This is a genomic window from Kitasatospora griseola, assembly GCF_044999035.1.
GTDB classification, from domain to species: domain Bacteria; phylum Actinomycetota; class Actinomycetes; order Streptomycetales; family Streptomycetaceae; genus Kitasatospora; species Kitasatospora griseola.
Window position 1 is genome coordinate 2,278,294 of sequence record NZ_CP173360.1, and the last position, 24,133, is coordinate 2,302,426.

The following is a 24,133-nucleotide window of genomic DNA, read 5'->3' on the forward strand; positions in this document are numbered from 1 at the left end:
ATCGAGATGTCTTCGAGGTGTCATCTTCGCCACGATCACGATCGTGACCTGCGGCGTCTCAAGCGAGCCGTCGCAGCGGACTGGCCAGCCGACGCTTGTTCTGGGCAGGATTCCGGGCATGAGAATCTTGGTGGTCGGCGGGGGCTGGTTTCTGGGCAAGGCAGTGGTGGAGGAAGCGCTGGGGCGCGGTTGGAGCGTGACGACGTTCAACCGCGGGCGATCCGGAGTGCTTCTGCCTGGCGTGCGGCAAGTGTTGGGAGACCGGACATCGGTCGACGACCTGGCGCGACTGGCCACGCAGGGTCCATGGGACGCAGTGATCGACACGTCTGCCGGTGAGCAGCCGCCGAAGGTGGTGCTCGCGGGCACGCGGGCGCTGGAGAGCGCGACCGAACGCTACGTCTACGTGTCGACAGTCTCGGTGTACGCAGGATGGCCGGACCAGCCGCTCAAGGTGGGCGATCCGTTGATGGACGGGCCGGCCGACGCCGATAGTGATTACGGCAGGAATCCGGAGGGCTGGCGCGGTCCGGATCTCCACTACGGGCGGCAGAAGGCTGGCGGTGAGCGCGCGGTCGTCGAGACGTTTGGGTCCGAGCGGTCCTGGCTGCTTCGTCCCGGGGTGATCCTAGGTCCGGGCGAGTACGTCGGTCGGCTCCCGTGGTGGCTGCGGCGGGCTGAGCGCGGCGGCGAGATCCTGGCACCGGGCAGGTCGAACAAGACCATCCAGCCGGTCGACGTCCGCGATGTCGCGCGTTTCGCGGTCGACGTTGCCGAGCGACCTGGCGGTGGAGTCCACAACGTGACGGCACCGATCGGCCGCGACACGATGGGCAGCTTTCTCCAGGCGTGCCTGGACGCGACGGGCCGGCGGGGTGAACTTCGCTGGGTTCCGGACGGCACTCTGCTTGACCACGGCGTCCGGCAGTGGACGGAGCTTCCGCTCTGGCGGACGAACGAGGGCGTCTGGCTGGTTGACTCCGAACCGACGTATGCCGCCGGATTCACCTGCCGTCCGTTGGAGGAAACGGTGCGGGACACCTGGGAGTGGCTTCGGGCGGGCAACACTCCAGTCCCCCACCCGCGCGCCTCTGCCCACGGCATCGCCCCGGGACGGGAGAAGGAGATCCTGGCCGCTGTCGGATCGCCACGCTGACGGACTGGCAGGAGGGCGGGCCAGCGCGACGCCGGCCCGCCCCACTCGGCTCTGCTGCTCTACCCGAGGGACAGTCGAGCAACAGCGCCGCCGATCTGCCTGGGGACAGCAACCCGCGTGTACTCCTCCAGCGCCTCCCTGAGCACGATGGCACTGGGCGAGGTTCTGACGGGCTCCGCTGTGAGCAGCCGGCTGACGTGAACGACACGCTCGACCAAGCCCACGGCCCTCCGTTCGGGGGCGAGCGCTGCGATGGGCTTCAACACCTCGGCGGCTTCCTCCAGTTCCCCACCGAGGATCAGCGCAGCCGCGAGGTCCGCCCGCGCCTCCGCCTCGATCCGGGGAATCTGCTGAGCTTCGGGCAGGGTGGCCAGCAGCTCCAGCACCTGTCGGGCGTGGTGCTGGGCTGCGGCGCCATCCCTGAGGAGAAGGAACGTTGTGCCGTGTGAACGGGAGATGCGCTCGGGGCCGTGGAGGAACTCGCCGGCCAGTTCATCGTGGAGATCATCGACCTCGGCGGGGTCGAGGTCGAGAGCGCGCTCGACCGCGGCCGTCGCGCGCAGCCGGTCCCCGAGGTGGCCGTAGGCCCTGGCCTCGATCGCGGCGATACGGGCCTGGCCGGCCGCACCGACCCCGGCGAACGACCGGGCCTGGTGAATGAAGCGGATCGCTTCGCTGGGGCGGCCCTCCCAGTAGGAGAGCATGCTCAGCGTCCCAGCCGCGAATGCAGCCAGGGGGGTGAAACCGGTGACTTCGGCGTACATGCCGGCGGACCGGGCGAGCCGAGCGGCTTCTCCTAGGGAACCGAGGTCGAAGGCCGTCATGGCGAGCAACGCCGTCACCTGGCCGATCGCGATCAGCAGCTGCTGCTTCTGCTCGGGAATATGGGTGCGGTTCAGGAGAGCTTCGGTGTCCGTCCGCATCTGACGGGCTTCGCGCAGCACGTCGAACGGCGGCCGGGTGTTGTAGGTGCGGGCGAGTCGGCGAACGTCTTCCTGGACCTGGTCCACGGACAGGTCGGAGAGGAAGGCGGACGCAACGGAAGCGGCATGGGCGGATGCTTCGCGTGCGGTCATCGCGAGTTCTCTTTCAAGGTCTTGCCGGGATAGTGCGGTCGGGTCTCCCCCGCGGGGCGGAGCCAGAAGTTCGACGATCGGCCGTTCGTCGAACAGGTGCTGCATCGTCTGCACGTACACACTCGTCGGCTGACGGACCTTCCCGGCAACCCAGCGCCGGAAGGTCGCTTCGGACATGTCCAGGTCGCGAAACCGAGGGTCCTTGAGGGCACGCGCCAGGCGGTTGCCGGCCTTCCTGAACTCCCTGCGGAAGTCCGGGAACTCCCATCCCGCCTTCTCGATCAGGGCTTCCAGTAGCGTCCTGCTCGCCATGACGTGATCTCCGCCCCTCAGTCTCAACCCGGCTCAGCCGCCGCATACGCGAGAAGAGCCCGCTTCCAGCAATACCCGACACGGGGCCGCCCTGCGACGAGATCTGACGAGATGACACCTCGATGATCTGCTGTCGACTTCGCGGGCCGGCAGATGACGCCTCGCTGTCGTGGCGCTGTTCGGACCCGAGCGGCACAGTGGGTTGGCGATCACCGCAGCAGCATGCGAAGCGATCCAGGCGCGCCCCACTCGCCAACTCGGTTGCCGGTGCAGCTGGCTACTCGTCGGTCGTCCTGCTGCCACCCTCTGGGCGTCCGCTGCAGACTCTCGATCAGCCTCTGGTTCGCCCGCCAATTTGCCATGCCCATGACCGGAAGGACCATCTCATGATCGCCGCGCCGTCTGTCCGGCCGGTGTACCACCCTGCTGGGTTCGACGAGGCGCTCCGGCCCGCCGTGGACGATCTGATGCGCGGCCTGTGGCGGTCGACGGAGCGGCTGCTGGCGGTATCCGCGAACGACCCCGGCTGCTGGACGACCCGGACGCAGGTGTTGGCGTTGGCCGCTGCCCGGTCGACGGTGCTCGCCGACTGGGAGCGCGAGAGTCCTGGGGCTCCGGGTCTCACTGTGCTGCGTATGCGGGTGATGGTCGAGCACGCGTTGACCGCCGGCCGGGCCGGGCAGCCGCAGGTGTGGAAGCTGGAGCAGGAGGCGAGGGCGGCGTGCTGGACGGCGGCGCAGGCCGATCCGGCGGACCCGGTTCCGTGGGTGTGTCTGCTCGCCCTGGCCGTGCTGGACCGTGACCGGTCTCTGCCCGAGCACCGGTGGCTTTCGACGGATCCGATGCTCCCGGCCGGCCCGTGGGGGCTGCTCGACGAGGTGCTTCGTCGCGATCCGGTGGGCCGTGAGGCGCACCACCGCATGTACCGGTACTGGCAGCGGGAGAGTCGTTCCGCGGCGCTCGACTTCGTGCACAGGGTCACGACGCGCGCGCTGCCGGGGTCTGCGATCGCGGCCCTGCCGCTGTACGTGTCGGTCGACCAGTACCGCACCGCGCAGCGCCGGGACGCGGTAGTGCGCGGGCAGTGGCGGCGGGATCCGCACTTCTCGAACACGCAGCGTGCCTACCGGAGTTGGCGGGAGTCCGAGCCGGGGGCGTGGACGGTTGCGGATCTGAGTCATCTCGCGCACGCGCTGTGGGCGTCGGCGCAGATGGGCGCTGCTGTCGAAGTGTTCGAGGTGCTCGGCCCGTTCGCGTCCTCCGCGCCGTGGAGCGACGTGGCCGATTCCCCGGCGGAGGGCGAGGCCGTGCTGTTGACCGCCCGGCAGCAGGCGTTCGCGGGCCGTGCCACTGCGCTGGCCTGACCCTGCCCCTCCTGTTCCCCCACCTTTCCCTCTTCTACTGCACGGAGGTTGTCCCATGCCGCCCGCACACGCCGCGCCGCTCCAGAGCGACGAGGAGCATCTGCGCCGTCTCGGCTACGAGCCGAAACTTGCCCGCCGGATGAGCGCGTTCGAGAACTTCGGCAGCGCGTTCAACGTGATCTGTGTTCTGGCCGGCTGCCTGACGATGTTCTCGTTCGGGCTGAACACGGGCGGCCCTGCGGTGATGTTCTGGGGCTGGATCGGCGTCGGCGCGATGGTCCTGTTCGTCGGCAGGGCGCTGGCGGAGGTCACCTCCGCCTACCCCACGAGCGGCGCGTTGTTCTTCATGGCCCACCAACTGGGCGGCCCCCGCTGGGGCTTCGCCGTGGGATGGCTCAACCTGCTTGGCCTGATCGGCGGTATTGCCGGGATCGACTACGGCGCCGCCAACTTCACGGGCGCGTTCCTGAACATGCAGTTCGGCTGGACGCCGACCCCATCGGGCCTGTTCGCGATCTTCGTCGTGATCCTGCTGGTCCACGCCGCGCTGAATCTGGGGAGCGTGCGGCTGGTGTCCGTGCTCAACAGCGTCTCGGTCTGGTGGCAGATCTGCGGTGTCGTCCTGATCGTCGGGCTGCTGGCGGTCGTGCCCGCCCGGCACCAGGACGCGTCGTGGGTGATGACGCACTTCGTCAACAACACCGGCTGGAGCAGCCCGTTCTACGTGTCGTGCCTCGGCCTGCTGCTGGCCCAGTACACATTCTCGGGCTACGACGCCGCAGCTCACATGTCGGAGGAGACGACGAGGGCGTCGGTGTCGGCGCCGCGCGGGATCGTCCGCTCGATCTGGGTGTCCTGGATCGCCGGCGCGGTGCTGCTGGCGGGGATGCTGTTCGCGATCGGCGACTACGACACCGTCCTGAACACCTCCACCGGCACACCGGTGGCGCAGATCTTCCTCGACGCGCTCGGCCCGACGGGGGCGAAGGCGTTGTTGATGGTGGTGATCGTGGCGCAGCTGTTCTGCGGGAACGCGGCGACCGCGGCGAGCGCCCGGATGGTGTTCGCGTTCTCCCGTGACGGGGGGATCCCCGGGTCGGGGTTGTGGTGCCGGGTGTCGGAGCGCACCGGCACTCCGGTGGCGGGGGTTTGGCTGTCGGTCGGCGCGGCGTTCGTGCTGGCGCTGCCGGCGTTGTGGAGCGCGACGGCGTACGGAGCGGTGACCGCCGTCAACGTGGTGGGCATGACGCCGGCGTACGCGGTGCCGGTGTACCTGCGCCTGTCCCGCCGGGGCCGCCGGTTCGAGCCGGGCCCGTGGAACCTGGGCCGCAAGGGGCCGGTGATCGGGTGGATCGCGGTCGGGTGGGTCGCCGTGGTGAGCGTGCTGGTGATCCTGCCGCAGTCCTACCCGATCACGGTCGACACCTTCAACTACGCACCGGTGGCACTCGTCGCCGTGCTGCTGCTGGCCGGCGGGTGGTGGTGGATGCGGGCCCGCCACGAGTACATGCCGCCGGTCCAGCAATCCGCCGAGCTGGTCGAGTTGGCCGGGGAGGTCGTGTGAGCAGCCGGGGTCGGGGCATGCGGGGCCGCAGGCGGACTGCCAAGGTGACCGGGCTGCGGACGGCCGGACAACTGGTCTCGCCGGTCGACGGCGGCGGGACCGTGGCGGTCATGGCGGCCGACTTGCCGACCGGGCAGCCGGAAGAGCTGATTGGCCGCTTCGGCATCGAGACGGTGCTGCTGGCGACGATCGACGCGCAAGGCCGTCTGAAGGGCAAGGAGTACGACGCACGGACCCTGGTTGAGCGGCTGCGGTCGGGGGCGCTGAAGCCGGAGATGTGCGGGTACGTACTCGGCACCGACCTGAGCATGACCCCGCCGGACGCCGGGCCGTTCTCCTGGCAGTCGGGCTTCGGGGACGTCACCCTGCTGCCGGACGTGGAGAACGCCAGGATACTGCCGTGGCTGCCGGGCACCGCGCTGGTCCTCGCTGATCCGGTCAGCGGCGGATGCCCGCACCCGCTCGCCCCGGGCACGGTGCTCGCCGAGCAGCTGCACCGCCTCGTCCGTCTCGGCCCGGTTCCGATGGTGGGGATCGAGACCGAGTTCGTGCTCTACGAGGGCACGGCCCGGGACGTGGCGTCCGGCTGGCGCGGGCTCCGCCCCGCGGTCGGGGGCAACGGCGACTACGCGCTCGACCAGCCGCCGGCGGTGCGGGAGTTCGGCCGCCGCCTGCGCCGCCACCTTGCCGGAGCCGGCCTGCCGGTCGAGGCCGTCAAGGGCGAAAGCGGGCACGGCCAGGTGGAGGTCACCTTCCCCTACGGACAGGCCATCGATGCGTGCGAGCAGCACGTGCTGTTCAAGCACGCCGCGAAGACGATCGCCGAGGAACAGGGGCTGACGGCGTCGTTCATGGCGGCCCCGTCCACCGGCGTCGGCTCGGGGATGCACCTGCACGTGTCCCTGCACGACTGCGACGGCCCGATGCTGGCCGCCGACCCGGCGCACGGGATCGAGCTGTCGGAGCTGGGCGAGCACGCGGTCGCCGGGCTGCTGACGGTGCTGCCGGAACTCGCGCCGCTGTGGGCGCCGTACGTGAACAGCTACAAGCGGTTCGCCGACCGCAGCTTCGCGCCGACCCGCCTCGCGTGGGGCCGCGACAACCGCACCTGCGCCGTGCGCGTGGTCGGGCACGGCCGGAGTCTGCGGCTGGAGGTGCGGCTGCCGGGGGCGGACGCCAATCCGATGCTGGCGCTGGCGGCGGTGATCGCCGGCATCCGGCTCGGCGTCGCGGAGAAGCTCACGCCCCTGCCCGCGGTCGGCGGCGACGCCTACCGGCGGCTGGACGCGCCGCTGGTGCCGCGCTCGCTGGAGGAGGCCCTCGCCCGGTTCGAGACGAGCGCGCTGGCCGGTGAGCTGCTGGGCGAGCCGGTCGTCGCGCACCTGGCCCGCGTCGCCCGCATGGATCTGGACCACCACGCCGCCCGCGTCACCGACGCCGAGGTCGAGCGCGGCCTGGCCCAGGCATAGCCCCGGGCCGGCGGCGGGGCTTCGCTCCCCTCCGCCGGCCCGGACCAACTTCCCACCCTCTCTTGTCCGTTGGAGGAACCGCATGGACACCACCACCCGCCCCGGCTCTGCCGCCGGGGCGAGCCGCTCCGGCGCGGTGCCGCCGCTGCTGGCCGCGCCGCACCTGGTCGACGTCGCCGCGCCCGGCATGGAGGGCCTGGCCCGGTGGCTGGCCGGGGCCGGGGCCGATGTCACCGGCTCCGTCCCGGCCGACGTCGCCTGCAGCCCTGTCGTGGCCGCCCTCGAAGCGGCCGGCGTCCGGGTGCACGTCGGCTTCGACCCGGCGCACGTGGGCGCGGAGCGCAGCGCGGTGGTGTGGTCGAGCGCCGTCGCCGCCCCGCACCCCGAACTCGACCGCGCCCGTGCCGTGCATCTGCCCGTCCTCGGCCGGGCCGCCGCCCTCGGGACGATCACCGCCGACGCGGGCGCGGTGACGGTGGCTGTCGGCGGAAGCCACAGCACCACCACCGCTGCCGCCGCCCTCGCCGCCGTCCTCGACGACGGGCACACCGGCTGGATCCTCAACAACCCCGCCATCGGCGCAGTCGCCGGGCGCGCCGCCGGGCGCCGGATCGTGGCCGACTTCTGCCCCGACACCACCACCCACGAGGCCGCCCCGCCCTACGCCTGGCAGCACCTGCCCGCCCCGTATCTGCCGAACACCGAGCAGCACCACACGGCCGCGCTGATCATGTCCACCGGCGCCAACGCCCCGCACTACGAGGACGCCGTCGCCGGACTCGACGCCGCCGAACGCCTCGCCCGCCGCGCCGGCACCGTGGTGCTGCCGACCTGGGACGCCGGCGTTGCGAACCTCCACGAACGCCTTACCCACCGGCCCGGACCGGACGTGGTCACCGTCGGCACGGACGCCGCCTCCACCGTCCGGATCATCCGCCTCGCCCGCAACGCCGCCGGCTTCCACGCGGTGCTGCGCCATCGTGCGGAGGGCCATGGCTTCGATCTGCGGGTGGCCGGCCGCCACCATGCCCTGGCAGTGTGCGCGGCCATCGCCACCGCCCTCGCGATCGGGGAGGACCCGCACGCCGTCGTCGAGCGCGCCACCGCCTTCCCCGGCGCGCACCGCTCCCTCACCGCCCTCGGTGAGAAGGCGGGAATCGCCGTGGTCGACTCCCGAGCCCGGCACCCACACGAGATCACCCAAGACGTGAAGGCCGCCCGGCAGCTCACCGAAGGCTCCCTGGTCGTCGCTCTCACACCGGACGGCCTCGCCCGCGCCGGCGCGCACACCGCCGAACTCGGCAACGCCCTCGCCGACGCCGACCGCGTGCTGCTCCTGCCCGTCGACACCCCGCTGACCCACCACACCGTCGCGCCCGACCCGCTCGACGGCATCGAGCGGGCGGCCCGCCGCCAACTCGGGGCCGCAGCGGTCCACCGCCTGCGCACCGGACGGAACGCGGCCCGCCCCGAGCAGCGGATCGGCGCACTGGTCGACGCGGGCGACCTGGTCCTCGTCGTCGGCACCGGCAGCGCCGAGCAGCTCGGGCCGCGCCTGCTGACCCACCTCGCCCAGCCCGGCGTGGCCACCCCGCAACAGCCGTGAGCCATCCGAACCACCGCCCGTCGAAGAGAGACCCGCTGTGATCCCCGACCCGATTCCCGAACTGACCGACGCGCAGCGCCGGTTGATCGTGCTCGTCGCCGGCGGCGCGACCTTCACGCAGATCGCCGCCGACCCCGCCACCTGGCTTCAGCCGGCCGGTGTGCGCGACGCGATCGACGCCGTTCTCGCCGCGACCGGCACCCGTACCCCGGCGCACCTGGCGGCGTGGGCCACCGCTCGGCGGTTCGTCACCGAGCCGGTGCGGCCCTGCGGCGCGCTGGTCGCTGCACCCGCTCTGGCCCGGCGGCATCAGCAGGTCCTGCGGGGCTGGGCGGGCGGGATGACCGATCATGACCTGGTCGCCGACTTCGGCGTCGCGTGGACCACGGTCCGCAGTTACGGCAAGGCGGTGTTCGCCGGTCTGGGCGTCGGCTGTGCGTCGCAGGCCGTCGTCGTCGGCGTCCTGGCGGGCCTGGTGCTGCTGAGCGACATCGACTCCGACTGGCCGGCCCAGGCGCTGGCCGGCACCGCCTCCTCCGCGAGCGGCGGTCCCGCGGCGGGGCGGACGGACACCGCCGGCGCTCCGGCTCTGGTGCAGTTGTGACCGCCCCCGACCGGCAAGAAGCCGTGCACCTGACCCGTCTGCGCGACCTCACGGCCCAGGAGCACAAGCTCGCCGTCCTCGCCGCAAGCGGCATCGGCCCCCGCGGCATCGCCGCCGCGCCCGGCCCCTACAAGAGCACCGAGGTCGCCCGGAAAGCCGTCGAGGCCCTCCTGAGCAGGACCGGCGCCCGTACCAGCGCCCAGCTCGCCGGCTGGATGGCCGCCGCCGGCTACGTCACCGCCGCGGACGACACCAAGAGGGCTTCGGCCGTCCGATCCGAGCTGCCGCCCCGGTGCCTGACGATCCTCCACGGCTGGGCGGACGGCCTCACCACCGACGCGATCACCCACGTGCTCGGGCTCGGCACCGCGAAGGAGTCGATGGCCGCCTACCTGCGCACGCTGTTCCTGCACCTGGGGGTGTGGAGCCCGGAGGAGGCCGTCGTCGTCGGCGTCCTCGCCGGGCTCGTCGAGCCCGCCGCGCCAGGGGATCTCGAAGCGGCTGCCGGCGGGGCGGCGCGGTGAGCGCCGGCTCGTTCGAGGCGCAGCTGGCCCGGAAGGACGCGGCGCTGCGGCGGCTCGGACGGCTCGCCGTCGGCGCACTGCTGGCCTCCTCCCTCCTCACGCTCCTCGTCGGGATCGTCGTCGGCTTCGCGATCGGCAGCGTCCCCGCGACGCGCACCCGCGCCGAGCAGCTCGTCCTGCTCGCCATCACGGTCCTCTGTGTTCTCGTCGGCGCCCTGGAGTTCCGCGCCTACCGGGCCGGCCGCGGTCCGCTCGCGCGGTGGCGCACCCGCCCCGCGCACGTGCCGACGACCGCTCCGTGCCGCACCGGCCGTGCCGCGATCGCCGTCGTGTGCTTCCTGCTCGGCCTGCCCACCGGAGCGGCCCTGCTGTTCCTCATCGAGCACCGCGACCGGGCCCATCCCGTCTGGCTCGCCCTGGCCGCAGCCCCCGCCCTCGCGGCGGCGGCAGGCGTCGACTGGCTGACCCGCCGCCGCGCGGCAGCCGACCGCACCACCCCGCTCCACACCCATGGCGGCCGTCCGGTTCAGGGCCGCACCCCCAACACCACCGACAACGGAACACCACCTCGCCGATGACGACAGCACCTCCCGTCGAAGCCCCGCCCTACGAGTCCGACCAGCTGTTCCGGCGCCTGCTCAGGTCGCACCCCGGTGTCGTCGTCGACGCCCAGGCCCTGATCAGCGCCGCCCCCGCCGTCTCGCGGGCTGGGCTGCCGCCGCTGGTCCAGCTCCTGGTGCTCGCACGCGAAGCCGGCCTTCCCGTCCTGCTGCGCGGAGGGGAACTCGCCGAGTGGGTCCGCGCGGAGTACCGCCGGCGCGGAGTCCAGCAGCTGTGGACCGGCGTCCTGACGGGCGACGATCACCGCTACAAGGCGGCCCTGCCGTACGTGACGGCGGTCCTGCCCGACCAGGCGCAGGAGTTCCTCACCCCGATGCCGGGGCTGCTCGTCACGGTGGCCGGCCGGCTGATAGGCCCGCCGCAGCACCCCGTGCCCTTGCATTCGTACGCCGAGGGCCTGTTCGTGCAGCTGATGACGGGCCGGACCTACGCCCAGATCACTGAACTGTCCGGATACCCGCGGCACTTCATCAGCAGCACCACCTTCCGCTCCGTCAGGCTCCGGGGGTGCGTGAACGCCGCGCACCTGATCACCCGGGCGATCGTCGACGGCTACCTCGACCCGGTACTGGCGCTGCGTACCGCCGTCAGCCCGCCAACCGCCCCGAAGCCGGCCGACCTCGACTTCCTCATCGCCACCATCGCCGGCGAACTGACCGATGTCGCCCGCCGGTTCGGCCGGACCGTCGGCACGGTCATCCACCGCAGGCACTTCGCCATCCGGGCCCTGGGCGGCCTCACCCCCAATCACGCCCGCGCCATCGCGCTCGCCATCGGCGCCGTGCCCGACTCGGCCATCCCGGCCCGCGGGCCCTACCCACCCGACGGACGAGGCCCCACGGTGAGGCCGACATGAGCGTCCGCCCACGTCCTCGGACCACCGCAATCGGCCTGGTCGAGCCGGGCCGTCGGCCCGGCACCGCCTGCCAGCCGCCCGCGCCCATACCCCGCAGGGAAGTGATGAGCCACCAGTTCCTACCCGGCCGCCTGCGGTACGTCGAAGCGCCGGAGCCGTTCGAGCCGGACGGCCAGCCGTCGGTGTTCCTGGCCGGGGCGACCGTCGGCTGCCCGGACTGGCAGTGGGAGGCGGTCGAGCTGTTGGCGCGCGCCGGCTTCGACGGGACCGTCCTCAGCCCCCGCCCGTCCCGCAACCCGGACACCGACCCCTACGCCGCGTGGGCGCCGCTCGGCTGGCAGGACCGCAACATCCGCCGCACCAGCGTCGTCCTGTTCTGGAACCCGATCGGCCCCATGCGCGTGCAGGACTGCTACGAGGCCGGCCTGTTCACCCCGTACGGCGGGGTGGTGGTCGTCGGCTGCGACCCCGCCGACCCCGTCCAGCGCGCCAACCGCGTGCTGCTCGCGCACCGCATGCCGTGGCTGCCCGTCGCCGACAGCCTTCCCGGCACCGTCGCCGCCGCCCTCGCCGCGCTCACCACCCCCGCCCCCGCCCGGGGCTGACCACCCGCCACCCGCCCGACGTCAGGACCACCATGCCCCGCACCGCCACCCAGTTCCGGATCGAGGACCACGCGCTCCTCGGCAACGGCCGCACCGCCGCCCTCAGCACCCCCGACGGGACCGTCGACTGGTTGTGCCTGCCGGATTTCGACTCGCCCGCCGTGCTCGCCAGCCTCCTCGGCACGAGTGAGCACGGCATGTGGCGGATCGGCCCCGCAACCGGCGGCGGCACCCCGCCGGTCGCGGACCGGCGTCGCTACATCGGCAACAGCACCGTCGTCGAACAGACCTGGCACACCGCCGGCGGCACGCTGACCGTCACCGACTTCCTCACCGCGCCCGACGCCGCCGACTACGCGCCCGCGCAGCTGATACGCATCGCCGCCTGCACCGAGGGCACCGTCACCGTCTCCTCCACCCTCGCCCTGCGCCCCGACCACGGTGCGGCTCTGCCGGTCGTCCACCCGGTCGAGTTCGGAACGCCGCGCACCCGCCTCACCCACGACGGCGACACGTTCTGGCTCGACGGGCCCGCCCACGCCTCCGACGACGACGGCGTCCAGCACTGCGAGCAAGTCCTCGTCGCTGGCCAGCGGGCGGTGTTCGCGCTGACCTGGTCCGCGACCGGCGCGCCCGCTCCCGTCCCGCCGACCGGCGCGGAACTCGCCGCCACGCTTCGCTGGTGGGAGGACTGGGCAGGTGAGTGCACCTACACCGGCCCGGACCGGGACGCGGTGCTGCGCTCGGCCATCACCCTCAAGGCCATGCAGCAGGTCGACACCGGCGCGTTCGTCGCCGCACCCACCACCAGCCTGCCCGAACGCCTCCCGCCCGCCGGTCGCCCGGCGAGGACTGCCGCACCTGGGACTACCGCCACATGTGGCCCCGCGACAGCGCCTGGTACGTCTCCACCCTCCTGCGCTGCGGGTTCACCGAGGAAGCCCTCATGTGGAGGCACTGGCTGCTCGCCCGCACCGACCCGAAGGACCTGCGCCCGCTGTACCGCCTCGACGGCGGCACCGACACCGCCGAGCGGATCCTCGCCCACCTGCCCGGCTGGCGGGGCGCGGGCCCGGTGCGCGTCGGCAACGGAGCCGACGGCCAGCTCCAGCTCGACGTGTTGGGCGAACTCGCCGACACCCTGTGGCAGATGGAGCAGGCCGGCCTGCCCGGCGGCGGCGAGGTCCGCGACTACGTGCTGCAACTCGCCCTCCAAGTAGAGCAGTTGTGGAGGCGGCGCGACAGCGGGATGTGGGAGAGCCGCGGCGAGCCGCAGCGCCACACCTCCTCCCGCATCTGGTTCTGGGTCGCCCTCGACCGCGCGGCGCGGATGCTGCGCACCGACCACGGCACCGACCAGACCGTGGTGGTCCGCCTGGAGGAGCTGGCGAAGACGGTGCGGGCGACTGTCCTCGCCTGCGCCGTCCGCTCGCGCGACGGCGGCGCTCCCGCGCTGGCCCAGGTCTTCGGCGGCACCGGCCTGGACGCCTCCGTCCTGCACGCCGTCACCACCGGCATGCTCGCCCCCGACGACCGGCTCGCCGCCGGCACCATCGACGCCGTCGCGGCCGAACTCGCCGATGCCCACGGCCTGGTGGAGCGTTACCCCACCCGCGACACCGCCGAGAACCTGGACGGCCTGCCCGGCCACGAGGGCCGGTTCCTGCCCTGCACCGCCTGGCTCGCCACCGCCTACGCCACCACCGGCCGCACCACCGAGGCCCGGACCACGATCGACACCCTCCTGGCGCTGCGCAGCGACCTCGGGCTGCTCGCCGAGGAATACGACCCCGCCACCGGCTGCCAACTCGGCAACTACCCGCAGGGCATGACCCACCAGTCCTTGGTCGACGCCCTCCTCGCACTCGCCACCGCCGAACACCGCGCCACCCCGAAGGTCCGCACCCTCGCCGACGCGCTCGCCTGACCCGCCGCCCCGGCCCGGCCGCGCGCCGAGCCGGGACACACCTCCCACCACCCCTGCTCTCGAACGGACTTGCCGTGCCCGACCTGCCCGCCGCGCCAGTGCCGCGCGACGCCCTGCCGCCGCTGCCGCTCCCGCGCTCGGACTACCTCATCGTCCTGTCGTGGACACTCGAAGGTAGTGGGGACATCGACGAGGTCTGCCTGATCGCACGCCGCTACGACCCGGACGTCGTCGCCCTCGGCAAACTGGACGCGGACCACATCGACGTCGCCGCCCAGAAGTTGCGAATGGACGCCTACCCGTCCGCGACAACGCCGGTCACCAGGCACCGCAACGCCCTCTTCACCCGGCCCGCCGGCGTGCTGAACCACGGCCTCAACCACCGCAACGCGAACGCGAGAGACCCGCGCGTCCCCAGGGTGAGCGTGACGTTCAAGGTGCGCAGCGCCGCGGGCGCGCTCGAAGCCGGCCTGTTCTCCGTCACCAGCGTCCACCTGAGCCGCCACTCGCCCACCGAACGGCTGCTCACCGCCGAGAGCCTCAACCATCTGCCGGGCAACATGTGCCGCCTCGTCGTCGGCGCCTTCAACGAGGACGCGGTCGGCGAGCAGGAGGAGATCGACCGCAGCACGGGTCCGGGCCGGGCCCACTGGCACGACCGTTCCCACCACGTCCACGGCATCGGCCGGATCACCGCCACCAGGGCGCACGAGGCGCTCACCGCCCAAGGCCTGGTGGACGTCGCGCGTGTGGTCGGCACGGAGGAGGCGATGCGGCCGACCGGCAGCGTCCTGCTGCCTGCGGACGGGCGGCGGGCGGGTGACCGGGACTGCCGCGTGTACGCAGACCTGCGCACAGCCGGCTCGGTCGTGCACTTGGAGGTGCTCGCCGGCTACGACGACGTCGCCACCCACCTGCCCATCCTCACCGTGCTGCACCTGCCCACCCTGCGCGCCGGCATCGTCGCCTCGTCCGATGAGCACTCCGCCGCCAGGAAACGCAGCGCGACGGAGCGCGCCGCGTGGAAGGCGCAACGGATCGCCCACGAGAGCGCGCGCGGACTGCGTTGACCGCCCGATCGGCCTGATCGACGTCCGTGGAGTACCGCGCCTACAGGCAATGTCCGCCACCACATCGGCAACTCCAATCACGCCTGCCGCCGGACCACCGCAGCCATGTTCCGAACCGAACCACCTAGCGAACTGAACGAGGAAATGACGCACTTCGCGCTCATCAACACCGCCGTCCCGGGTCAGACCCACGGCCGCGACGGCGCCGACACCCGCTGAACCCGACCGGAGCACCGGCACTGGCCGGTGCTCCCCTTTCCCTCCTGGAGGAGAGCCGATGCAACCGCTGCCCGAATCGGACCCGAGCGACCGTCCCACCACCGGCCTGCCCTCGGCGGGCTGGAGCGTCGCGGAGATCGCCGACACCCCCAAGTCCCCCGGGGCGGGAGAGGATCGCCTCGTCGTCCGCGAGGACCGCCACGGAGACCTCGCGCTCCTCGCCGTGATCGACGGCGCGACCGACAAGGGCAGCGGCAGGCTCTACGGCGACCGCATCGGCGGAGCCTTGGCCGCGGACAGCGTCGCGGACACCCTCCGGAGCATCCCGCTCACCGCCACCTCGGTCGACATGGTCGCTGCGGTCACCAGGGACCTGGCCCAGATGCGCCGAATCTGGGCGATCGGTGCCGACGACCTCCTCGCGCCCAGCACTGTCGCCGCGATTCTGCTTCCCCGTCAGGGAGTTCTCGTGCGCGTGGGCGACGTGCACCTCGCCCTGCGCCGCGCCGGCCAGTGGCAGCACTTCCCCGCGCACAAGCGGATCGACACCGTGGCGGCCGACTTCCGCGCCGCCTACCTGGCCGCGCTCCTCGAGTCCGGCGTCCCGCTGGAAGAGCTGGCCGAGACCGACCCCGGCCGGGCCGCGGTCCTTCCGCTGCTCGTGCAGCAGGGAATCTTCGCGAACCACCCCGATCACCCGCTGGCGTTCGGCGTGCTGAACGGGCGCGCCGTGCCGCCGCAGCACATCGAGACCATCCACGTCGGCGACGACGTGGAGGAGATCGTCGTCGCGTCCGACGGCTACCTCGGCCCGGATCCCACGCTGGACCTCGCCGAGAGCCGACTTTGCGCCTCCCTGCTCGACGACCCGCTGCGCATCGGGGAGCACCGCGCCACCAAGGGTGTTCGCCCCGGGGCCGCCGGCTTCGACGACCGCACTTATGCGAGGCTGACTCGCTCCGCCCGACCCACCCTGGACCGGGACGCCGCCGCCGCGGCCCCTGCGCAGGTGTCGGCATGACGGACCGCTCGCCCGACACGCCCGCCGACCGGCCGATCCGCCTCGCCGCCTCCAACACCTTCAGGCTCACCGCCGCCGAGTACGGAACACCCCGCTGGAGGGCCCTCGTCGACGCGATCCGCGAGATCGGCCCCGACATCCTGTGCGTGCAGGAGATCCTCGTCACCGGCGCCCGCCGCCTCCACGAGAGCACCGCCGACGCGGCCGACCGGCACGACCGGGAAGCCGCCGCCATCACCGCCCGCCTCGCCGCCGACTGCGGCCTGAGCGCCGCGGTCCCCGACGGCATCGCCGGCACCGCCATGGCCCCGGGCGCCGAACGCACCTGGTACACCGCGATCCTGTGGAACCCGGGCACCGTCCGGCCCGTACCGCACACCTTCCGCCCGCTCGGCGCGCCCGAGTTCCACCACGGCGTCACCACCCTCGCCTTCGACGTCGGCGCCACCGAACCGCTGCTCGTCTGCAGCTACCACGGCGACCCGTTCCGCCCCGACCGCCGCGCGAACGAGGCGATCCGCATCAAGGGCCTGCTGCGGCGCAGCGGCGGAGCCCGCCCCGCCGCGATCCTCGGGGACTTCAACGCCCTCTCCGCCGCCCAAGTCCTGGGCCCCGACGGGCGCACAGGCTTCTACGACGCTGAGCCGTACACCGCCCAGGCGCATGACGACCTGGAGTACCAGTGCGTCGCGGAGACGGTCGGCGCCGGCAACGTCGCCGACCGCAGGCAGAGCGCCGTGCTGCTGCGCGACGGCTTCGCGGTGGACGCCGCAGCGCACCTCGGCGCCCCGTGGCGGCCGACGTCGGGCCACTGGCCGAACGGTGCGGGCGATCCCGACGCGTGGGGCGAGCGCCGCATCGACCTGATTCTCCTCACGCGGCCCGTTGCGCCCGCCCTCGCCGCCTACGGCGCCCACGCCACGACGGCGAGCACGCGGGCGTCCGACCATCTGCCCGTCTACGCCGACATCCGGCCGGCCCGCATCCAGCACACCGAAGGAGTGTGACCGTGCGGCAGTTCATGAACGGAAAGCGGTGGGGCGAGGAGGGCGGCCCCGACGAGGACCGGGTGCGCCCGCACGTGCTGTGGCTGCCGCAGGACCAGTCGCAGGTCCTGGACTACTTCGGCCGCCTGCGGGAGATCACCTCCCTGTACCCGGAGATCATCACCACGATCCCCGACGCCGACCTCCACATGACCATCCAGCAGATCCTGCCCCGCACCGCCGACGGGACCCGCGTCGACGGTGCGATGCTCATCACCGCGGCCGCCGCCGTCCAACAGCAACTCACGGGCCTGCAGCCGATCGAGATCGAGATCGGCCCGGCCCGGGCGTCCCGCGCCGCCGGGATCGTGGAGATCTGGCCCGAGACCGGGCCCGAAGCCCTGTACCGGCGCGTGCGCGCCGGCCTCACCGCCGCCGGACTCCAACTGCCCCCGGCCGCCAAGCACTTCTGGCCCCACATGTCCTGCGGCTACGGCGTCCAGGACACCGACACCCCCCACCTCGCGGCCCGCTCCGACCTGCTCGCCTCCGACCTCGGCAAGGCCATCCGGCCCGGAATCCGCACCCGCGCCACCGTCTCCAGCGTGTGGCTCGTGTGGGAACGCCAGCACCCCGCGGACGCCCGCTACACCTTCGACCGCGTCCACCAACTCCACCTCGGCCGGGCCTGACACCGCCGAACCCGCACCCCGACCCGCCCGCGAAGGAGAACACCTTGAAGCCGTTCACCCCCCAATTCCAGGGCTCCAACTGGCCCGCCGAAGGCGCGCGCGCACTGCACGCCTACCTGGTGCCCGACCTGGACCTGAACCCCGAGCTGGCCCAGCTCGTCGCCCAGTGCCACCAGGCGATGGCCGACCACCCGATCACCCCGATGACCACCTACCTCCACAGCACCGTCGAGATGATCGCCGACACCACCAGCGACACGATCACGCCCGCCGAACGCCAGACCCTCACCGACGCCCTGCACCGCCACCTCGCCGGCACCGCACCCATCCGGGCCACCGCCGGCAGCCCCGTCGCCAACTCCGCCGGCAGCTACCTCGACCTGCACCCCGACCACCGCTTCGACGACCTCCGCCGGCGCGTCCGCGCCGCCATCACCGAGACCCGCGGACCGGACGCACTCCGGCACCGCGGCGGCCGACCCCACATCTCCCTCGGCTACGCCCACGCCACCGCCGACTCCGACACCCTCCAGAGCACACTGCGCCGGATCTCCCCCAGCCACGTCCCCGTCGCGTTCACCGAGGTCCGCTTGGTCGACGCCCTGTGGTGCCAGCAGCCGCGCCCCGACGGACGCACCGCGTGGGAGCTGACCTGGGAGGACATCGCGGCCATCCCCCTCACCGCCGCCGACGCGTAGCCGAACGCCGGCCCGCCCCGGGCGGCCAACCACGACAGTACGAACTCAATCGAAGGATCCATGGACGTCAAGTACCTGATCGCCGTGCCGGAGACCGCCGAGGCGGGCTGGTGGGAGCGCAACAAGACATTTGTGTGCACGATCGCCGGGCTGGCGGCCGGCCTCTGGCTGGCGGGCAGCTGCGGCTCCGGCGCCGTCACCCCGGCCGCCCCGCAGGCTCCACCCCGGCCCCGACCGCCTCGGCCACCACCAGGTAGCCGGACACGGACCCGGCACCTGACTCCCCGCCGACACCCGATCCCGTCGGACGACACCCGCCCGGTCGGACCACCCGACGACCACACCCACGTGGAGGAGAACATGTCCAACCCCACCCATCCCGGCACCGCCTGGCCCGCGCTGCTCAAGCAGGGCACCGGCCCGACCCAGGCCGCCTTCCGCACACTCGTAGCGCAGACCCACCACTACCGCGGCTACAGCCCCGACCTGATCTGGGGCAACCTCCAGACCCGTGACTACGCCACCGAGGTCCTGCGCCTGGTCGTCGACCTCCACGAGATCCCGCGCGACATCGAGGCCGGTGCCGCCGAACGCGTCGCCCGCGCCCAGTACCTCGGCCGGGACGGACGGACCTACCACGTCCTGCTGGGCGAGCAGGCACTGCTCACCGGCATCGGCGGCGCCGCCGTGATGCGTCCCCAGCTCGAACACCTGCTGGACGCGCTGTCGGTGCCCGGTCTGGTCCTCGGCGTCATCCCCGCCCGCGCGCGCCTCGCCGTCTACCCCGGCGACGGCTTCGGGATCTTCGACAACAACCGCGTCGAGGTCGAGGGCTACCGGGGCGGTGAGACGATCACCGACCACCGCGTCCCGCTCTTCCACCGCGCCCACGCCCGGCTCGCCGAGTCCGCGGTCTACGGCGACGACGCCCGCGCCCTCATCACCGCAGCCCTCATCAACACCTGACCCCCGCCCCGCCGGACCCGACACCCCCAACCCGCAAGGACCCTGCCCAGAACCACTCCTGCTGTGTTCTCCGTCCTGGCCGGCGAGCGCGCCGGCCACGACGATCGGCCCAGCGAGGACCGCATCCTCGCCACCCCCTCCGGTGACGCCGTCGTCGTCCTGGACGGAGTCTCCACCGTCAACGACGACACGCCGCGAGGCGGCTGGTACGCCGACACCCTCGGCCGCCTGCTGATCGACCGCCTCACGACGGGCACCGGCGCGGAGTTGGCCGAGATCCTGCACGACGCCATCGCCGAGATCACCCGGGCGTACGGGCTGTCGCCGGGCGCGTCGCCGGCCGCGACGGTGTCGATCGTGCCCGCTCGCGGCGAGAGGGTGGAGGCCGCCGTCCTGGGCGACAGCCCCGTCGTGGTGCTCGGCCGCGACGGCTCGGTGGACGTGTTCACCGACACCCGCCTGGCGACGCTCGTCGAGTCCTGGCCGCAGGCCGCCCTCTACCGCCGCCGCCTCGCCGACGGCGCCGGGTTCGACGACCAGCACCGGCAGCTCCTGCGCGAGTTGCGCGACGAGCAGATGGCCTGGATCAACGAAGTGGGTGGCTACTGGGTGGCCGAGGCCGTGCCGGAAGCCGGCTACCAGGCGCGCACCGCGTCCTGACCGCTCGGGGACGTCGCCCAGGTCCTCGCCGCGACCGACGGCGCATCCGAGTGCGGGCCGAGCCGGGCGCCGTCCCCGGACGCAGCACCGTGGAGATCCACGATGAGCATCTCGCCGGGCTCGGAGTTCTTCAGCGCGGAGACGATGTCGTCCGTCGTACGGATTTTCCACTCGTGAACCGTGGAGATCCACTGAGCCGAGCCTCCCGGGCTCGGCCCAGCTTGTCCTGCATCGCGCTCAGGTACGTTTTGAACCGGGGGTCGGGCTCGACGACGCTGTAGAGGTGGCGAACCACCCATGGCTCCCACTGCACCACGGTTTCTCCCTCGCCCGGCAGACCGTCCGATGCTGCCGCATGTCAGCCCGTGGACGCAGCTGAAGCGGGAAATCTTCTCAGCTGCTGCGGAAGCAGCGGACGTCCACGGCGCGCATGCCTGCGGCGTGCGCCGCCTGCATGCCTTCGGGAGAGTCTTCGTAGACCAGGCAGCGTGTGGGTTCGACGCCGAGGCGGTTCGCTGCCAGGAGGAACAGGCCCGGGTCGGGCTTTCCCCGCGGGGCATCCTCGCCGGTGACGATGTCCTCGAACAGGGGGCGAAGGCCTGTGGCGTCGAGGCCGGCGTGGACGGCTCGGCGGGCGCCGCCCGAGGCGATGGCCAGGGGAACTCGGCCGTGCAGGGACTCGGCGATCCGGACCACCGCCCTGTAGGTCCGCAAGTCCGCGATCTCGCCGAGGATGATCTCCAGGCAGAGGGCGACAACCTCGTCGACCGGCACCGCGGTACCGGCCGCTGTGGCGAGTTCGTCGATCAGCTCCGCGCCGGACGTGCCTATGTGGGTCATGTAGAACGACTCGTCCATGGTGAGACCCCAGCGGGCGCAGGCGGCTGACAGGCCCTGGAAGTTGAGCGGGTGGCTGTCGACAAGCGTTCCGTCCCAGTCGAAGAGCACCGCTTCGTAGCGGTCCAGGTCTGACGGCAGATCGCCGTGGTCGCAGGTTCCTGGCGAGGGACAGTTGGTGTCCGGCAATGCGGTGGTTGGGAGTGCCTCGCGCACGGTGTCTTGGGCCGGCTGATCACGGTCGGTTGGTGTGCTGGTGCGGTCGCGGCGGGGATGTGCCTGCATGTGGGTCTCACTGTCGTGTCGTCAGGTGCTGGTGGTCAGGTCGCGCGTGTGCCGCTGGGCGGCGGCAGGGTCGGGCGGGGTCGCGGTGACCGCGGACATGAGGCGGCCGAGCAGATGAACGGACCGGTAGGCGGCCAGGGTCTCCTCGGAATGCGGGATGCCGTGGTCGGAGAGGATGCGGATCAGGCAGGCGGGGCGGATGCCGAGAGCGTGGGCGGTTCGTGCGTAGTCGAGGCCGGGGTCGCCGTAGATGGCGAGTTCCCAGTCGAGGCCGGCGGTCTCGCTGCTGTTGATCAGGAAGTTGCCGGGCTCGGGATCGTTGTGCAGGAGGTGAGGTGCGGCCGGTTCGGGCAGGGGCGACCGCGCGAGTGCCTCGGCGATGTTGGCGGCTTCGTGGCAGCCGTGACGAGCAAGCGCGTCCTGGTAGGAGACCAGGCGCCCGCGCAGGTACTCTCCCCAGCTCGCCGCGGACGGGTCGCTGAGCCGGCCGAAGCCGGGACCGATGAGCTGGTGGACGGTCTGCAGGTAGGTGATGACGTGTCGTGCCGCGTCTTCCCCGACTCCCGTTGCCGATCCTTGCAGCCGGCGCAGGACCAGGAGCCGGCGGCCTCGGATGCGGGCTGCCCCGAGAACGGCCGGGGCTGGTATCCGTGCTTCGGCGAGCCGTTGCAGTGCGGCCTTCTCCGTGTGGGCGCGCCAGGGTTCGCGGTAGATCTTGATCACCGCGCCGGGTAGTCGCAGGAGCCGGTTGGTCGGCGGGATCGCGGTGCCGCTCATGTCCGCAGCGTCTGGTCGTCGAGGGCCGCACGCAGGGCTGCGGTGACGGCGGCGTACGGGGTGCGGGTGCCAAGACGCAGGCTCAGGGCTGGCCGGCCGGCCAGCGTGTCGAGGACGCGGGCCCCGTGGCCTGCCAGGCGATCGGGGGTGCTGGTGCGGATGCCGAGCCAGTCCTGGACGTAGACGTCGTCGCCCGGCGACATGCACTGGGCGGCCAGCAGTTCCCGGGCAGGCCCGGATCGTGCCGCCTGGAGGCGGAGTTCCGCGGTGTCCTGGACTATCTGTGGGAAGACGATGAGGTCGACGGTCGCGTCCGGTGTCAGCGGGGTGCCGGTGCGTTCGTTCCATTCGGCGGGGAGGATGTGAAGTTTACTGGCGCCGTGGAAGGTCTGCCAGTCGGTGTCCGTCGCGGGCTTGGGTCGGATGAGGTCCCACTGCCGGGCGCCCGCGAAGCCGAGTGCTTGCAGGGTGCCGCCGTTGAGGCGGATGGGGCCGGGCATGGCGACGGCCCTGGGTGCGGCGTCCGGCTCTGTGGTGATCATGGTGCGGTCGTTGGAGAGGAAGGCGCCGCCCCGGGCTGCGGCCAGGGCGAGAGCGAGGCTGGACTTGCCGGCGCCGGAGTTTCCGACGATGAGGATGCCTCGGCCGTCGAGGGTGGCGGCCGAGGCGTGCAGGCACACCCAGCCGTCGTCTTCGGCCCGGCGGTAGCCGATCTCCCGCAGGTGCCGGGCGGCGTTCATCGTCGCGTCGGTGTCGTCGCACGTGATGACGGTGTAGCCGTCCGGGTGACGGACGATGACCTGGGGCGCGATGTCGGCGTCCGGATCGGTCAGGAGTACCGGACCGGCGGGAAGTTGGTGCCAGGCTGCGGGGGCGTGGACGTGCATCAGCACGGGGGCCGGGGAGCCGGCGGCCCGGTGGCGGACGCGCTCGGCGAGTGCGGCGACCCGGCCGGGCGGCAGGGCGAGGCAGCGCATCGTGGCGGTCGGTCCGGTGGTCTTGGCGGGGTTGGGGTTCCACAGGGAGCTGGCCGGGGCGAACAGGCGCCGTACGTAATCCGTTGCCGCGCTGCTCGACGCGAGCACGTCGACGCTCAAGACCCCGAGCTGGACGGTGGTCCTCTCCCCGCACCAGATGTCGATGGCGGTGGCCTCGACGGTGCCGTCGAGGAGGGCTTCGAGCTCGGGTATGGCCTGGTCAGTGGCGGGCATCGGCGTCTCCGGCGGTGAGGAAGTGCTCGACCTTGCTCTGGCCGTTGCGGATGTGCGGGATGTGGTGGTCGGTCAGGGTGGCGGCCACGGCATCGGTGGCATCGGCCACGGCCCGCTGGATACGGGCGGCGGAGGCCGTGGCGGTGTCAGCGGTGAAGCAGGCCCCGTATTCGATCTCGACCTGCTGGAGGATGCCGGGGTGCGGGGCCAGGGTGGTGGTGTCCACGGTGACGGTGGACCAGTGGCCATCCTGGTCGGCCGGCGTGGGGATATCCCAGGTGGTGCGGTGGAGCCGGCCCGCGTGGATGAGGCACGGGTGGCCGAGGGTCTCGGTGACCAGGGCCAATGCCTCGTCACGGGTCGCGGCGGGGCGGATGCTCTTGTGGAGCCGGCCGTCCTTGAGGGCCTTGGTCTTGGCCCACCAGGTCCCGTCGGGCCGAGGGGTCAGCGCGGCGTACTCGCGCCGGCCGCCGCCGGGCGGCAGGTAGATGTCCGAGCGCAGGATCCGTCGGTGGACGGTGGGGCCGAAGACCGGCACACCCGTGGCCGGCAGGTGGTCGCGCAGGAGCCGGGCGACGGCGAGCGGGTTGACCGGACCGGTGAGAGTGATCTTCGCTTCCGCCTCCGGGCCTTCGGAGGAGCGCTGGCCGGGGCGGGGAACGGGGAAGTTGACCAGTGCGCTCTGCTGGACGACTTCGGCGGCCCACGAAGTGACGCTGGCGGGATCAACAGCGGGCGGCGTGGTGCGGTGGAAGGCTGCCAGGACGGCGGCGTCCGAACGCCACTGCACGGTGGCGAAGAAGGCGGCCTCGCCCTTCGCTTCGTCGAGGTGGCAGGCCCACAGCGGAACACGCACTGATCCGTGCGCGGCCTTCGGCTGCGGGCTGCCATCGGGCCGGTGCCACACGAGGCCGCGCAGTGTGGATTCCGGGAGGACGAGGGCCGGGCCGGGCGCGGGGTCTGCGAGCTGGGTGAACGCGATGTCCCGGTCGGTGGGAGTGTCGGTGGTGGCTGCAACGAGGAGCAC

Annotated in this window: 23 protein-coding genes and 1 pseudogene; 19 read left to right on the forward strand and 5 right to left on the reverse strand. The window is 72.5% G+C overall.

The genetic code is table 11. The features are described 5' to 3' along the window. Positions 1-118 precede the first annotated feature (118 nt). Positions 119-1,156, forward strand: a complete 1,038-nt coding sequence (locus ACI1MP_RS10410) for an NAD-dependent epimerase/dehydratase family protein (protein ID WP_404868472.1) — start codon at positions 119-121, stop codon at positions 1,154-1,156. A gap of 59 nt (positions 1,157-1,215) precedes the next feature. On the opposite strand, the gene ACI1MP_RS10415 is transcribed toward ACI1MP_RS10410, so the two are convergent. After that, a complete protein-coding gene (locus tag ACI1MP_RS10415) occupies positions 1,216-2,544 on the reverse strand; it encodes a DNA-binding protein (protein WP_404868473.1) in 1,329 nt (442 codons plus the stop codon). A 386-nt stretch (positions 2,545-2,930) separates the two neighbouring features. On the opposite strand from ACI1MP_RS10415, the gene ACI1MP_RS10420 reads away from it, so the two are divergent. The 18 genes and pseudogenes from ACI1MP_RS10420 (at position 2,931) to ACI1MP_RS10505 (ending at position 19,996) form a co-directional block, all read left to right on the forward strand. Beyond that, on the forward strand, positions 2,931-3,908 hold the full coding sequence (locus ACI1MP_RS10420; RefSeq protein WP_404868474.1) for a hypothetical protein: 978 nt from the start codon (positions 2,931-2,933) through the stop codon (positions 3,906-3,908). A 55-nt stretch (positions 3,909-3,963) separates the two neighbouring features. After that, a complete protein-coding gene (locus tag ACI1MP_RS10425) occupies positions 3,964-5,472 on the forward strand; it encodes an amino acid permease (RefSeq protein WP_404868475.1) in 1,509 nt (502 codons plus the stop codon). A gap of 110 nt (positions 5,473-5,582) precedes the next feature. After that, positions 5,583-6,941, forward strand: a complete 1,359-nt coding sequence (locus ACI1MP_RS10430) for a glutamine synthetase family protein (RefSeq protein ID WP_404868476.1) — start codon at positions 5,583-5,585, stop codon at positions 6,939-6,941. 82 nt (positions 6,942-7,023) lie between these two features. Beyond that, on the forward strand, positions 7,024-8,547 hold the full coding sequence (locus ACI1MP_RS10435) for a Mur ligase domain-containing protein (RefSeq protein ID WP_404868477.1): 1,524 nt from the start codon (positions 7,024-7,026) through the stop codon (positions 8,545-8,547). Positions 8,548-8,584: 37 nt separating this feature from the next. Beyond that, positions 8,585-9,151, forward strand: coding sequence for a hypothetical protein (locus tag ACI1MP_RS10440; RefSeq protein ID WP_404868478.1), 567 nt, complete (start codon positions 8,585-8,587; stop codon positions 9,149-9,151). Between the two features lie 23 nt (positions 9,152-9,174). After that, the gene (locus ACI1MP_RS10445; protein ID WP_404868479.1) at positions 9,175-9,675 is read left to right on the forward strand and encodes a hypothetical protein; all 501 of its coding nucleotides are present in this window, start codon (positions 9,175-9,177) and stop codon (positions 9,673-9,675) included. Next, positions 9,672-10,253 (forward strand): hypothetical protein, encoded by a 582-nt coding sequence (locus ACI1MP_RS10450; protein ID WP_404868480.1) that lies wholly within the window; start codon positions 9,672-9,674, stop codon positions 10,251-10,253. Before ACI1MP_RS10445 ends, ACI1MP_RS10450 begins: the two co-directional genes overlap by 4 nt. Then, positions 10,250-11,152 (forward strand): hypothetical protein, encoded by a 903-nt coding sequence (locus tag ACI1MP_RS10455; protein ID WP_404868481.1) that lies wholly within the window; start codon positions 10,250-10,252, stop codon positions 11,150-11,152. The genes ACI1MP_RS10450 and ACI1MP_RS10455 overlap by 4 nt, the downstream gene beginning before the upstream one ends. Positions 11,153-11,256: 104 nt before the next feature. Further along, on the forward strand, positions 11,257-11,757 hold the full coding sequence (locus ACI1MP_RS10460) for a hypothetical protein (protein WP_404868482.1): 501 nt from the start codon (positions 11,257-11,259) through the stop codon (positions 11,755-11,757). Positions 11,758-11,789: 32 nt separating this feature from the next. Beyond that, positions 11,790-12,194: pseudogene (locus ACI1MP_RS10465) on the forward strand (trehalase-like domain-containing protein); the annotation flags it as partial. 266 nt (positions 12,195-12,460) lie between these two features. After that, the gene (locus tag ACI1MP_RS10470) at positions 12,461-13,684 is read left to right on the forward strand and encodes a glycoside hydrolase family 15 protein (RefSeq protein ID WP_404868483.1); all 1,224 of its coding nucleotides are present in this window, start codon (positions 12,461-12,463) and stop codon (positions 13,682-13,684) included. Between the two features lie 74 nt (positions 13,685-13,758). Further along, a complete protein-coding gene (locus ACI1MP_RS10475; RefSeq protein ID WP_404868484.1) occupies positions 13,759-14,754 on the forward strand; it encodes a hypothetical protein in 996 nt (331 codons plus the stop codon). Between the two features lie 277 nt (positions 14,755-15,031). Next, positions 15,032-15,994, forward strand: coding sequence for a hypothetical protein (locus ACI1MP_RS10480; protein WP_404868485.1), 963 nt, complete (start codon positions 15,032-15,034; stop codon positions 15,992-15,994). Beyond that, entirely contained in the window at positions 15,991-17,001 is a 1,011-nt protein-coding gene (locus ACI1MP_RS10485) for an endonuclease/exonuclease/phosphatase family protein (protein WP_404868486.1), read from the forward strand. Before ACI1MP_RS10480 ends, ACI1MP_RS10485 begins: the two co-directional genes overlap by 4 nt. Positions 17,002-17,003: 2 nt before the next feature. After that, positions 17,004-17,672: a 2'-5' RNA ligase family protein gene (locus ACI1MP_RS10490; protein ID WP_404868487.1), complete on the forward strand. Its 669-nt coding sequence runs from the start codon at positions 17,004-17,006 to the stop codon at positions 17,670-17,672. A 44-nt stretch (positions 17,673-17,716) separates the two neighbouring features. After that, positions 17,717-18,370: a 2'-5' RNA ligase family protein gene (locus ACI1MP_RS10495; RefSeq protein ID WP_404868488.1), complete on the forward strand. Its 654-nt coding sequence runs from the start codon at positions 17,717-17,719 to the stop codon at positions 18,368-18,370. A 60-nt stretch (positions 18,371-18,430) separates the two neighbouring features. Continuing rightward, positions 18,431-19,336, forward strand: coding sequence for a DUF5753 domain-containing protein (locus ACI1MP_RS10500; RefSeq protein WP_404868489.1), 906 nt, complete (start codon positions 18,431-18,433; stop codon positions 19,334-19,336). Positions 19,337-19,399: 63 nt separating this feature from the next. Beyond that, positions 19,400-19,996, forward strand: coding sequence for a hypothetical protein (locus tag ACI1MP_RS10505; RefSeq protein WP_404868490.1), 597 nt, complete (start codon positions 19,400-19,402; stop codon positions 19,994-19,996). Positions 19,997-20,389: 393 nt separating this feature from the next. Here the strand turns inward: ACI1MP_RS10505 and ACI1MP_RS10510 are convergent, their stop codons facing one another. Genes ACI1MP_RS10510 through ACI1MP_RS10525 form a run of 4 tightly spaced genes read right to left on the reverse strand, consistent with a single transcriptional unit; the run spans position 20,390 to position 24,133 of the window. Beyond that, a complete protein-coding gene (locus tag ACI1MP_RS10510; protein WP_404868491.1) occupies positions 20,390-21,118 on the reverse strand; it encodes an HAD family hydrolase in 729 nt (242 codons plus the stop codon). A gap of 21 nt (positions 21,119-21,139) precedes the next feature. After that, positions 21,140-21,895 (reverse strand): phosphotransferase family protein, encoded by a 756-nt coding sequence (locus ACI1MP_RS10515; protein WP_404868492.1) that lies wholly within the window; start codon positions 21,893-21,895, stop codon positions 21,140-21,142. Further along, on the reverse strand, positions 21,892-23,106 hold the full coding sequence (locus ACI1MP_RS10520; RefSeq protein ID WP_404868493.1) for a hypothetical protein: 1,215 nt from the start codon (positions 23,104-23,106) through the stop codon (positions 21,892-21,894). Before ACI1MP_RS10520 ends, ACI1MP_RS10515 begins: the two co-directional genes overlap by 4 nt. Then, positions 23,093-24,133, reverse strand: coding sequence for a hypothetical protein (locus ACI1MP_RS10525; RefSeq protein WP_404868494.1), 1,041 nt, complete (start codon positions 24,131-24,133; stop codon positions 23,093-23,095). The genes ACI1MP_RS10520 and ACI1MP_RS10525 overlap by 14 nt, the downstream gene beginning before the upstream one ends.